We start from the raw sequence: 13,203 nt of genomic DNA, 5'->3' as shown, positions 1-13,203 counted from the left end.
ATTTTTATTGGCGCTTGAGAAGGATATCTGTATCTCACGTAGGTATGACTGATTCATCTGGATGCAGCCATTTGTGTGTCTTTACCGGAGGTGGGACACATGAATGAGATTGTGGTTACGGCGCTTAAAAAGCCATACACATTTGTCGTTCTGTCGATCCTCATTCTGGTGTTCGGCATCAGGGGAGTATTCACGACACCAACGGACGTCTTCCCGAGTATCAAAATTCCCGTTGTGGCCGTTGTGTGGACTTATACTGGCCTTATGCCAGAAGATATGTCCGGCCGTGTTGTGTATTATTATGAACGCGCCCTGACAGCGACGGTCAATAATATCGAGCACATAGAAAGTCAGTCTTATTACGGGCGCGGAATTGTTAAGATCTATTTCCAACCCGGAACCGATACGGCTGTTGCCCAGACACAGATCACATCCGTTTCCCAGACAGTCATCAAGCAGATGCCAACCGGCTCCACGCCGCCGCTGGTTCTGGCCTATAATGCATCATCCGTGCCGGTCATCACGTTGCAGGTGTCTTCCACCTCCATGACGGCCTCACAGATTTATGACATGTCCTCCAACCTGATCCGGCCTGCGCTGGTCTCCGTAGCGGGGGCGGCCATTCCCAACCCGTATGGGGGGCAGCCCGGCAACGTGATGGTGGATCTGGACCCCATCAAGCTGCTGGCGCACCAGTTGTCTCCTGTTGATGTCTCCCGTGCGTTGAACAGTCAGAACATTGTGCTGCCCGCCGGGGATCAGCGCATCGGCGCGTTTGACTGGATGGTGCAGACCAACGCCTCGCCCCGTGCGCTGGATGAATTGAACATGCTGCCCATCAAGCAGGTGGGGAATGCTGTTGTTCGCCTGCAGGATGTGGCGTGGGTGCATCAGGGCGGCCCGCCGCAGACAAACCTCGTGCTGGTCAAAGGCCAGCAGGGCGTGCTGATTGTGGTGATGAAAAGCGGTGATGCCTCCACGCTGGATGTTGTGTCCGGTGTGAAGAAACTGCTGCCGGGCATTACCAAAACCCTGCCGCCGGGTGTGGACATCAAGGTTCTGAATGACGCCTCCACCTTCGTGAAGGAATCCGTGCAGGACGTGCTGCGTGAAATGCTCACCGCTGCCTGTCTGACGGGTCTTGTGGTGCTGCTGTTTCTGGGGTCCTGGCGTTCCACGGTCATTATTGCCACCTCCATTCCGCTGGCCATGCTGTGCTCCATTATCGGGCTGGGCTGGGCTGGGCAGACCATCAACGTCATGACACTGGGTGGTCTTGCGCTGGCCGTTGGTATTCTTGTGGATGACGCCACGGTGATGATCGAAAACATCGATGCTCACCTTGAAATGGACAAGGATCTGGAGACCGCCATTATTGATGCGGCCAACCAGATTGTTATCCCGACCTTCGTGTCCACGCTGTGCATCTGTATTGTGTGGATGCCGCTGTTCCAGTTGACGGGCGTTGCGGGCTGGCTGTTCATGCCCATGGCAGAAGCCATCATCTTCGCCATGATCGCTTCGTTCATCCTGTCCCGAACCCTTGTGCCGACCATGGCGAAATACATGCTGGCAGCGCAGGTGGCGGCACACGCCCATGGCCCGCAGCAGCCCAAAACCATTTTCGGCCGGTTCCAGAAAGGGTTTGAACGCAAGTTCGAGCAGTTCCGCCATGGGTATCAGGATCTGCTGACCCATCTGGTGGCAACGCGTGGCACCTTTGTGCCGGTATTTGTTTTGTGCTCCATCGGCTCGCTTGGTCTGCTGTTTTTTGTCGGGCAGGATTTCTTCCCTGAAATCAATTCCGACACCATGGCCATTCATATGCGTGCGCCACTCGGCACCAAGCTTTCAGAAGCAGGCAAGATTTCACAGTTGGTCAATGATGAGATCGAACGCACGCTCAATGGTCAGGTGGAAAGCATTGTCGATAACTGCGGTTTACCGTTTAGCCCGCTGAATCAGGCGTACATTCCAACACCAACAGTTGGCACGCAGGATTGCGATCTCACCATCTCCCTCAAGGACCCGGATTCCCCGGTGGCTGAGTATCGGAAGATGCTGCGGCGTAACCTGAAGGAGAAATTTCCCGGCACGCAGATTTCCTTCCTGCCGGGGGATCTGACCGCCAAAATTCTGAACTTCGGCCTGCCGTCACCGATTGATGTGCAGGTGGTGGGGCGTAACCTTGCGGACAACTTCCGCTTTGCCAACCGTCTGGCTGACCGGCTGCGGCATGTGACGGGTCTGACAGATGTGTCCGTCCAGCAGCCCATGACCACGCCCACCCTGCGGGTGAACGCGCGCCGGACATACGCACTGGGTACGGGTATTACGGAATCAGACGTTGCTAACAACGCGCTTGTGTCCCTCTCGGGTAGCTCGCAGGTCGGGCAGGTGTACTGGCTGGATACAAAAACGGGCGTTTCGCATCTGATTGATATCCAGACCCCAGCCACGTTCCTGCAAACCATGAACGATCTGGAAATTACGCCCATTGATAAGGGGGACGGCAACCCAACGGGCCAGCCTCCGCAAATTCTGGGTGGTCTGAGTCATATTGAGCAGATCGGCACACCGGGCGAAGTGGCGCATTACAACATCATGCCGGTGTTTGATATCTATGCTTCCAATGAGGGGATAGATCTCGGCACAGTCTCGCGTGAAGTAGAGCGGATTGTGGATGAAGTGCGGCCTGATCTGCCGCGTGGCTCCACGCTGGAAGTGCGCGGTCAGGCTGTGACCATGAACAGTGCCTACGCGCAGCTTCTGGGTGGCTTGGCCATGTCCGTGCTGCTGGTGTACCTGCTTATTGTGGTCAACTTCCAGTCTTGGCTGGACCCGTTCATCATCATCACCGCGCTGCCCGGTGCGCTGGCGGGTATTTCCTGGAGCCTGTTCCTGACCCACACCACCCTGTCCGTGCCCGCACTGACGGGGGCTATCATGTGCATGGGCACTGCCACGGCAAACGCCATTCTTGTGGTATCCTTTGCGCGGGAACGGCTGGAAGAGCATGGGGACGCCATTGCGGCAGCCATTGAGGCCGGTTTTGAACGTATCCGCCCTGTGCTGATGACGGCGTCTGCCATGATTATCGGTATGTTGCCGATGTCTCTGAGTAATTCACAGAACGCGCCGCTGGGTAAGGCGGTCATGGGTGGCCTGATGGTGGCCACGGTGGCCACCCTGCTGTTTGTGCCCTGCGTGTTCGCAATGCTGCATAATCGAAAAAAGCCGGTGACGACGGAAGAGGGAGAAAGCGCATGAGCGCGCAGAACGAGGGCGGTCATGATCACACGGAGCGTCATGATACCCAGCCAGCGCCTTCCTCATCCCGCCGTAAGTTAGGGATTGCTCTGGTAGGGGGCGCTGCGGTCATTCTGGCCGTGGTCGGGATTGTTGAGCGTCATTCCAATTACATGAATCTGGCGCAGGAAACCGCGCGGGATGCCACGCCAGCGGTGCAGGTGATCTACCCGCAGCCGGGGCCATCCGTGCGCAAGCTGTCTCTGCCCGCCAACATTGCAGCATGGTATCAGGCACCCATCTACGCGCAGGTCTCTGGCTACGTGAAAATGTGGTACAAGGACTTCGGCGCCGTGGTGAAGGCCGGCGATGTGCTGGCAGAAATTGACACCCCGGGTCTGGATGCTCAGTACGCTGCCGCCAAAGCCAACCTGAACGTGGCGCAGGCCCGCTACAAGCTGGCCCAGATTACCGCCAAACGTTGGAAGGCGTTGCAGGGCACGCAGGCTGTTTCTCAGCAGGAGGTGGATGTGCAGGCCGCCAATGCGGAGGCACAGAAAGCGCAGGTTGAAGCGGCCGAGCATGAGGTCGAGCGGTTTGCGGCCCTTGAAGGGTTCAAGAAAATCGTCGCGCCGTTTGATGGCGTCGTCACGTCGCGTTTTGCAGATGTGGGTGACTACGTGAATGCCGGCCGCGGCGATGTGGATGCCCACGGTAACGCGACCGAACTGTTCAGCGTGGCGGATGTGCATGCCATGCGCGTGTTTGTGGCGGTGCCACAGGATTACGCGGATATCATTTCCCCCCGGCTGGAGGCGGATCTGAGCATTCCGCAATATCCGGATCGCACGTTCAAGGCCAAGTTCCTCGCCACGGCGTCGGCTTTCAATGCCTCAACCCGCACGGTGACAACGGAACTGACGCTGGATAACAAATCGGGCGAGCTATGGCCCAATTCCTACGCCACGGCGCATTTCAGCGCACCGGGTGATGAAGACATGCTGATCCTGCCTGAAGGGGCCATCATATTCCGGGCAGAAGGAACGCAGGTGGCGCTGGTGGATGATTCCAACCATGTGCATCTGGTCAATGTAACGGTCGGCACCAATCTGGGAACGACCGTGCAAATTCTGAGTGGGGTGAAGAAAACAGATCGCGTGGTGAACAGCCCATCCGCCGGACTGCTGGATGGGCAGGAAGTCAGAATTGTCAAAGGCACGCCGGGTTACAATCTTCCGTCCAAAAAGCCAGCCACCAAGCCTAAGCCCGCTGCGGAAGACACCAACAAGGATGATACGCGGGCCATGCCCGAAGATGAACGCCCCGGCCCTGAGGCTGGAGGGCGTCAATGACGGTGCGGATGGCGTCTCGTAAAACGGTGCGTTCGGGGTTTCTGCTAGGGCTGTCTCTTGCAACCATGTTGTCCGGTTGCGATATGGCGCCCCGCTACAAGCCTACCCCCCTCAAGCTGCCGGAAAACTGGGGCGAGCAAGGCGTGCTGCGCGCGGCCCATCCTTCTGATGATGCCATCCGGTCTGACTGGTGGACCATGCTGGGGGACCCGGAACTCAACCAGTTGGAAGATCAGGCCATGCGCCTGAACCCAGACCTTCAGGCCCAGGCTGAGGCCTTCATGCAGGCGCGTGATGTGGCGATGGAGGCAAAATCCCACCTCTATCCGCAACTCAACGGCATGGCGGGTGGAGAGAAATACAAAGGCTCTCGGCACAGGCTCTGGCGTGGGGCCGGGTCTCAGGGGCCGGTCTATATGTCGTCCGAGCAATATTCGGCAACGGCAACGTGGGAGCCTGATTTCTGGTCTGCCATCCGCAACAAGGTGCGGATGAGCAAACAGCGCACGCAGGAGGCTGCGGCACAATATGCTCTGGCCCGGCTGAGCCTACAGGCTGAACTGGCGAGTGACTACGTTCTGTTGCGTGGGCTGGATGCGCAGGACGCGGTTTATAAAGACTCCATCCGCTATTATCAGACCGCTGTGCAGGTCACTAAAATGAGGCTTGCCGGTGCCATTGCGCCCGGCATGGATGTCTCGCGTGCGGAGGCGCAGCTTTACGCCACGCAGGCGCAGGAGACGGACATCAAGGCCCAGCGGGACGTGATGGAACATGCTATTGCCGTGCTGGTGAATGAGGCTCCGGCATCCTTCCATATCGCGCCGACAACCCGGCTCAACTTTACGGAAATGCAGCCTCCTGTGGCGCTGCCGGCCACCCTGCTGGAGCGCAGGCCGGATATTGCAGCGGCTGAGCGGCGGATGGCGCAGGCCAATCGTGCGATTGGTGTGTCCCGCGCGGCGTTCTATCCGCACATCACGTTCAACGCCATGACAGGGTTCATGGATAACGGGTTCGATCTCGCGTCGCTCTCCAACTCCATGTACCAGTTTGGTGTGCAGGCGCTTCTACCCCTTTTCCAGGGCGGTCTGCGGCGTGCGGAACTGCAACGGAACTGGTCGCAATACAGGCAGGAAGAGGATCTGTATCGGAGCACCGTGCTGGATGCGTTTCAGGAAGTGGAAGACAACCTGACCCGTACCTCGCGCCTGAAAACGGAAGCACAGCAACAGAGTGGTGCGGTTGATGCGGCGCTTCGCACGCAGAGCATGACCATGGCGCTCTATACTGGCGGCCTGACCAACTATCTGGATGTGGTGGTTGCGCAGGTGGCGGCGCTACAGGCACGCATTGCGCTGGTGCAGGTGGAAACCCGTGCGGTGGATGCCCGTGTGCAGCTTATCCGTGCATTGGGGGGCGGCTGGTCTCGTGCTGAACTGCCCAAGCCGGACAAGATTATGCCGTTCCATCCGCTGCAATATGGCAATCTGCGCCACGCCAAACCGCTGGCCGGTATTGATACAAATGCCGATCCCGCATCCTCTGATCTGACAGGGCAGGGGGTATCAAAAACCTCTCAGCCCCTTGACAGAACGGATACACCCCGGTAAGCGCGCCTTTCCTATCGGAACGCGGGAGGTTCTTCCTGCGCCATATCCATGGTGCAAAAGAGTCGAATGAACCGCGGTCCGGGTTCAACAAGAGGAGTCCCGGATATGGCCAAAAAAGTTGTTGGCTACATCAAGCTTCAGATTCCCGCTGGCAAGGCGAATCCTTCGCCGCCGGTTGGTCCCGCGCTCGGTCAGCGTGGTCTGAACATCATGCAGTTCTGTAAAGAATTCAACGCCAAGACCCAGGGTCTTGAGCCTGGTATGCCGATTCCGGTCGTCATCACCGCTTATGCAGACCGTACGTTCAGCTTCATCACCAAGACCCCGCCGAACACGTACTTCCTGCTGAAGGCCGCCAAGGTTTCCAAGGGCAGCCAGACTGTAGGCAAGAGCGCCGCCGTGGGTAAGGTGACCATGGATCAGCTGCGTGACATTGCTGAGCAGAAGTTCAAAGACATGAACGCCAACGATATCGATGGTGCAGTGCGGATGCTGGTTGGTTCCGCTCGCTCCATGGGTCTGACGGTGGAGGGCTGAGAGCATGGCCAAGAATAAGCGTTTTGCCGCTGCGCAGGCAAAAGTAACGCACGGTCAGGCTTATGGGCTGGATCAGGCAATTGCTCTGGTAAAGAGCAACGCAACCGCCAAGTTTGACGAAACGGTTGAAATCTCCCTGAACCTCGGCATTGACCCCCGTCATGCTGACCAGATGGTCCGTGGTTTCGTGTCCCTGCCGAACGGCACGGGCAAGACCCTGCGCGTTGGCGTGTTCGCACGTGGTGCCAAGGCCGAAGAAGCTCAGGCTGCCGGTGCAGACGTTGTTGGCGCAGAAGATCTGATGGAAAAGGTGCAGGCTGGCGAAATCAATTTCGACCGCTGCATTGCCACCCCGGACATGATGGCTCTGGTTGGTCGTCTGGGTAAGATCCTCGGTCCGCGTGGTCTGATGCCGAACCCCAAGCTGGGCACCGTGACCATGGACGTTAAGGGTGCGATTGAAGCAGCCAAGTCCGGTCAGGTTGAATACCGCGCTGAAAAGGCAGGTATCGTGCATGCTGGCATTGGCAAGGCTTCTTTTGACGCCGCCAAGCTGGAAGAAAATGCCCGCGCATTCATTGATGCCGTGCAGAAGGCTCGTCCGTCTGGTGCAAAAGGCACGTACCTGAAAAAGGCTGCGCTGTCCTCCACCATGGGGCCGGGTGTTCAGTTGGATATCTCAGCTTTCGCTGGCTGAGTATGAAATGCTGCTGTGTCAGGCTCTGTCTGGCGCAGCACCATGGGAAGGATGGTCATCTGGCTATTCTTCCGGAACCTGTCCGAGACCACACGCGGCTTGGCCGTAATTAGCCCCTAGGGGCTTGCGGGTGGTAAGATGGGGATGCTGGTTGCAGGCTGTATGTTCGGCAGGCTCCGGGTATTCCGTTCAAGGACAGGCGAGCTGGATTTCATGGTGGTCATGAAATCCTGAGGGCAACCCGTTCTGATCGGCTTCGTGCTGGGCAGAACAAGACGGAGACGGGATTTGAACCGTACGGAAAAGCGGGACTTCGTTGCTTCCCTTGCCGCCGTGTTTGCCGAAACGTCCATGGTTGTGGTTACCCGGAATGACGGGCTGACCGTAGCTGATGTGACGGATCTGCGACGCAAGGTGCGTGCAGCGGGTGCGACGTACAAAGTCGCGAAAAACCGGCTGGCAACTCTCGCCCTGGATGGGACCCAGTTCGATGGCATCGCGCCGCTGCTGAAGGGGCCGACCGCGCTTGCGTGGTCAGCAGACCCTGTGGCTGTGGCAAAGGTGATCGTCGAGTTCGCCAAAACCAATGACAAGCTTGTGCTGCTCGGCGGCGCTCTTGGTTCTCAGGTATTGAATGCCGACGGAATCAAGGCTCTGGCCGAACTGCCGTCTCTGGATACGCTTCGTGCGCAGCTCGTGGGTCTTATCTCCACGCCGGCTACACGCATTGCAGGCGTTACCCAGGCACCGGCTGGCCAGCTTGCTCGGGTTTTTGGGGCCTATGCCAAAACGGGTGAGGCGGAAGCCGCCTAAAGCCATATCCTTGCAAAAGGGTGTGTTTTCAATTGAGCGTGGCCTTCCTGCTGAGGGGGTTGCGCTTTGCTAACCAGTGTTTATATTAGGAAGTCTAATCATGGCTGATCTGAACAAGCTCGTTGACGAACTGTCTGCTCTGACGGTTCTTGAAGCTGCTGAACTTTCCAAGCTGCTCGAAGAAAAGTGGGGCGTTTCCGCTGCTGCTCCGGTTGCTGTTGCTGCCGCTGCTGCTCCGGGCGCTGCTGCTGCTCCGGCAGAAGAAAAGACCGAATTTGACGTGATTCTGGCCAAGGCTGGTGACAAGAAGATCAACGTCATTAAGGAAATCCGTGCCATCACCGGTCTGGGCCTGAAAGAAGCCAAGGATCTGGTTGAAGGTGCACCGAAGACCATCAAAGAAGGTGCCAGCAAGGACGAAGCCGAAAAAATCAAGAAGACTCTTGAAGACAACGGCGCAAGCGTCGAAATTAAATAAGTTCGCCATAGCTTCGCCGCTTTGCGGTGAGGTGATGGAAAAGGTTTTCGGGTGGAGGTATAACGCCTCTGCCCGTTTGCCTGTTTCGGGTTCTGTTTCGAAGCAGGGTGTTACGCCGGGTTTTCCGGTAGGGCTAAGCGGCCTGAAACAAAAGGTCGGACCATCAGGCCTGCGGTAAGGCGGCAGGCCTGATGGTCCGAGTACTAAGGGCGGGGCAGGAGCGACGATGAACGCAATCACCAAATCGTTCACAGGACGGAAGCGGATTCGCAAGAGTTTCGGGCGGATTCCCGAAATCGCTCCGATGCCGAACCTGATTGATGTGCAGCGCGCGTCTTACGAGACGTTTCTTCAGGCAAATGTATCGCCTGATGCGCGCACGCCAACAGGTTTGCAGGAGGTCTTCCGGTCTGTTTTCCCGATTAACGATTTTGCTGGTCGGGGGCGGCTTGAATTCGTCAGTTACGAATTCGAAGAACCCAAATATGATGTTGAAGAGTGCATTCAGCGCGGTCTGACGTTTTCCGCCCCGCTGAAGGTTATCCTGCGTCTCATTGTGTGGGACGTGGATGAAGATACAGGTTCACGCTCCATTCGCGATATCAAGGAGCAGCCGGTGTACATGGGCGACATGCCCCTGATGACCGATAACGGAACCTTCATTATCAATGGCACCGAGCGTGTTATTGTCAGCCAGATGCACCGTTCTCCCGGTGTGTTTTTCGATCACGACAAAGGCAAGACGCATTCTTCCGGCAAGTATCTGTTTGCCGCGCGTGTGATCCCCTATCGTGGTTCCTGGCTTGACTTTGAATTTGACGCTAAGGATCTGATTTACGTCCGTATTGACCGTAAGCGTAAGCTGCCGGTCACCACGCTGCTTTACGCCCTTGAAGGTGCCGCTTCTGAAGCCGCCCGCAAGGCGAAGGCTGCCGAGGGCGGCGATGTTGATGCCCTTGATATCAAGGGTATGGATGACAACGAAATCCTGTCCTACTTCTACGGTGAAGTGAAGTTCGTCAAAACCCCCAAGGGTTGGGCGCGTCCGTTCGATGCTGATGCTTTCCGTGGCCTGAAGCTGCTGGCACCGCTGGTGGATGCTGAAACCGGTGAAGTGGTTGCTGAAGCGGAAGCTAAGCTGACCGCGCGCATGGTGCGTAAGATTGCGGAAAAAACCCGTGAAGTGCTGGTGGGTGACATTGACCTGATCGGTCGTTTCATCGCGCACGACATTGTCAATTACGACACGGGCGAAATCTACGGCGAAGCCGGTGAGGAAATCACGGAAGCGCGTCTGGCTGCTCTTGAAGAAGCAGGTGTGACGGAACTGCCGTTGCTGGCGATTGATGCTGCCAATGGCCCGTGGATCCGTAATACGCTGACCGTTGATAAAAACAGCTCTCGTGATGAAGCGCTGATTGATATCTATCGTGTCATGCGTCCGGGTGAGCCGCCGACGGCTGAAACAGCCGAAGCCATGTTCCACGGCCTGTTCTTTGATCCTGACCGTTATGATCTGTCTTCCGTTGGTCGCGTGAAGATGAACATGCGTCTTGATCTGGATGTGCCGGATACCGTGCGCGTGCTGCGTAAGGAAGACATCCTGCGCACCATCAAGGTGATGTGTGAACTCAAGGATGGCCGCGGCCAGATTGACGATATTGATAACCTGGGGAATCGTCGTGTCCGCTCTGTGGGCGAACTGATGGAAAACCAGTATCGTGTCGGTCTGCTGCGTATGGAGCGCGCTATCCGTGAACGTATGGGCTCTGTCGATATCGACACGGTCATGCCGCATGATCTGATCAATGCCAAACCTGCTGCTGCTGCTGTGCGCGAGTTCTTCGGGTCTTCCCAGCTCAGCCAGTTTATGGATCAGACCAACCCGCTGTCTGAAGTCACGCACAAGCGTCGTCTTTCAGCACTGGGTCCGGGCGGTCTGACCCGTGAGCGTGCAGGCTTTGAAGTGCGTGACGTTCACCCGACTCACTATGGTCGTATCTGCCCGATTGAAACGCCGGAAGGCCCGAACATTGGTCTGATCAACTCCCTGGCAACCTATGCCAAGGTGAACAAGTACGGCTTTATTGAGACACCGTATCGTCTGGTGAAGGACGGCGTTCTTCAGGATGGCTGGAAATATCTTTCCGCCATGGAAGAAGAAAAGCTGATCGTTGCTCAGGCTGACGCCAAGCAGAGTGCTGATGGCGCACTGACGGACGAGCTGGTCTCCGTTCGTCGTGGTGGGGACTTCCGTCTGGTGCCCCCCACTGAAGTGACGGCCTGTGACGTGTCACCCAAGCAGCTTGTTTCCGTTGCCGCCGCGCTCATTCCGTTCCTTGAGAACGATGACGCGAACCGCGCACTGATGGGTTCCAACATGCAGCGTCAGGCTGTGCCGCTGGTGCGTTCCGATGCGCCGCTCGTTGGCACTGGCATGGAAGCTGCTGTGGCTCATGACTCTGGTGCAACCATCGTTGCCAAGCGTGATGGGATTGTGGACCAGATTGACGGGGCACGTATCGTTGTGCGTGCAACGGATGCCAATGGGTCCACGCAGGGCGTCGATATCTATCGTCTGCGTAAATATTCCCGTTCCAACCAGTCCACCTGTATCAACCAGCGTCCGCTGGTGCATGTGGGCAATCAGGTGAAGGCCGGGGACATTATTGCGGATGGTCCGTCCACCGAACTGGGTGAACTGGCTCTGGGCCGTAACGTGCTGGTCGCGTTCATGCCTTGGAATGGTTACAACTTCGAAGATTCCATCCTGATCTCCGAACGTATTGCGAAAGATGACGTCTTTACCTCGATCCATATCGAGGAATTTGAAGTCATGGCGCGTGATACCAAGCTGGGTCAGGAAGAAATCACGCGTGATATCCCCAACGTGGGTGAAGAAGCGCTGCGTAACCTGGACGAAGCTGGCATTGTTTACGTTGGGGCTGAAGTGAACCCCGGTGATATCCTCATCGGTAAGGTCACGCCAAAGGGTGAAAGCCCGATGACGCCGGAAGAAAAGCTTCTGCGTGCCATCTTTGGTGAAAAAGCGTCTGACGTGCGTGATACCTCCCTGCGTCTGCCGCCTGGCACCACCGGCACCATTGTTGACGTGCGCGTCTTCTCCCGTCGTGGCGTGGATAAAGATGAACGCGCCATGGCGATTGAACGGGCAGAAATCGAACGCCTGTCCAAAGACCGTGACGATGAACGCGGTATTCAGGAACGCTCCTTCTACAGCCGTCTGCGTGAAAAACTGCTGGGTCAGATTGCCGGTGCCGGGTTCAAGGGTATCCGTTCTGGCACGGAAATCACGGACGCGGTTCTGGATGAGCAGCCCCGTGGTGCATGGCGCAACATTGTTGTGGCCTCTGATGCGGTCATGGCTGAGCTGGAAACGCTGCGTCGTGAATTTGATGCCTCTGTGCAGAAAATTCAGGCTCGCTTTGATAGCAAGGTCGAGAAGCTGCAGCGCGGTGATGAACTGCCGCCCGGCGTGATGAAGATGGTCAAGGTGTTTGTTGCCGTGAAGCGTAAGCTTCAGCCGGGTGACAAAATGGCCGGTCGTCACGGAAATAAGGGTGTGGTGTCCCGCGTGGTGCCGGTTGAAGACATGCCGTTCCTGGAAGATGGGACGTCTGTTGATATCGTGCTGAACCCGCTGGGTGTGCCGTCCCGTATGAACGTGGGGCAGATTCTGGAAACGCATCTGGGTTGGGCCTGCGCAAATCTTGGCCGTGATATTGGTAATCTGGTTGATGATTATCAGCGCACGGGTGAGAAGCGTCAGGAACTGCTTGATCGTCTGAAAGACGTGTATGGCGACAAGATCTATGAGGACGACATTGCTAACATGAGCAATGATGAACTCATTGAACTGGCGAATAATCTGCGCAAGGGCGTTCCTATCGCCACGCCGGTGTTTGATGGTGCTTCCATTCCGGATATTGAAGCCATGCTTGAAAAAGCGGGCGTCAACAAATCCGGTCAGTCCCAGTTGATTGATGGCCGCACGGGCGAGCCGTTTGAGCGTAAGACCACTGTTGGTTATATTTACATGCTCAAGCTGCACCATCTTGTTGATGACAAGATCCATGCGCGTTCCATCGGGCCTTACTCGCTTGTTACGCAGCAGCCGCTGGGTGGTAAGGCGCAGTTTGGTGGTCAGCGCTTTGGGGAAATGGAAGTCTGGGCGCTTGAAGCTTATGGCGCTGCCTATACGCTGCAGGAAATGCTGACGGTGAAATCGGATGACGTATCCGGTCGTACCAAGGTTTATGAAGCCATTGTGCGTGAGCAGGATGACTTTGAAGCCGGTATTCCTGAAAGCTTTAACGTTCTGATCAAGGAACTGAAGTCTCTTGGTCTGAATGTTGAGCTGGAGCAGGGGGCAGAATAAAGGTGAGGCTCAGCACCATTCTCCGTTCTTATTTTGAAGGGGTAGCCGGAACAGCAGTTCCGGCG

At 56.8% G+C, this 13,203-nt stretch carries 8 protein-coding genes; all 8 read left to right on the top strand.

Annotated elements, in window-relative coordinates; all coding sequences use genetic code 11:
- The first annotated feature begins 99 nt into the window (after nucleotides 1–99).
- The 8 genes from AD948_RS15485 (at nucleotide 100) to rpoB (ending at nucleotide 13,138) form a co-directional block, all read left to right on the top strand.
- Nucleotides 100–3,270: an efflux RND transporter permease subunit gene (locus AD948_RS15485; protein WP_061472594.1), complete on the top strand. Its 3,171-nt coding sequence runs from the start codon at nucleotides 100–102 to the stop codon at nucleotides 3,268–3,270.
- Nucleotides 3,267–4,601, top strand: coding sequence for an efflux RND transporter periplasmic adaptor subunit (locus tag AD948_RS15480; protein ID WP_061472593.1), 1,335 nt, complete (start codon nucleotides 3,267–3,269; stop codon nucleotides 4,599–4,601). The genes AD948_RS15485 and AD948_RS15480 overlap by 4 nt, the downstream gene beginning before the upstream one ends.
- Nucleotides 4,598–6,214, top strand: coding sequence for an efflux transporter outer membrane subunit (locus tag AD948_RS15475; RefSeq protein WP_006557742.1), 1,617 nt, complete (start codon nucleotides 4,598–4,600; stop codon nucleotides 6,212–6,214). Before AD948_RS15480 ends, AD948_RS15475 begins: the two co-directional genes overlap by 4 nt.
- A 105-nt stretch (nucleotides 6,215–6,319) precedes the next feature.
- Entirely contained in the window at nucleotides 6,320–6,751 is a 432-nt protein-coding gene (gene rplK / locus AD948_RS15470) for a 50S ribosomal protein L11 (protein ID WP_061472592.1), read from the top strand.
- Nucleotides 6,752–6,755: 4 nt separating this feature from the next.
- Nucleotides 6,756–7,448: a 50S ribosomal protein L1 gene (gene rplA, locus AD948_RS15465; protein WP_006557744.1), complete on the top strand. Its 693-nt coding sequence runs from the start codon at nucleotides 6,756–6,758 to the stop codon at nucleotides 7,446–7,448.
- A 288-nt stretch (nucleotides 7,449–7,736) separates the two neighbouring features.
- Nucleotides 7,737–8,261 (top strand): 50S ribosomal protein L10, encoded by a 525-nt coding sequence (rplJ, locus tag AD948_RS15460; protein ID WP_006557746.1) that lies wholly within the window; start codon nucleotides 7,737–7,739, stop codon nucleotides 8,259–8,261.
- A 100-nt stretch (nucleotides 8,262–8,361) separates the two neighbouring features.
- Complete coding sequence (gene rplL / locus AD948_RS15455) at nucleotides 8,362–8,739, top strand: 50S ribosomal protein L7/L12 (protein WP_006557747.1); 378 nt, start codon at nucleotides 8,362–8,364, stop codon at nucleotides 8,737–8,739.
- 226 nt (nucleotides 8,740–8,965) lie between these two features.
- Nucleotides 8,966–13,138, top strand: coding sequence for a DNA-directed RNA polymerase subunit beta (rpoB, locus tag AD948_RS15450; protein ID WP_035377662.1), 4,173 nt, complete (start codon nucleotides 8,966–8,968; stop codon nucleotides 13,136–13,138).
- Nucleotides 13,139–13,203 lie beyond the last annotated feature (65 nt).

Source organism: Acetobacter senegalensis (assembly GCF_001580995.1).
GTDB classification, from domain to species: Bacteria; Pseudomonadota; Alphaproteobacteria; order Acetobacterales; family Acetobacteraceae; genus Acetobacter; species Acetobacter senegalensis.
This window is presented reverse-complemented; position numbering and strand designations above follow the sequence as displayed.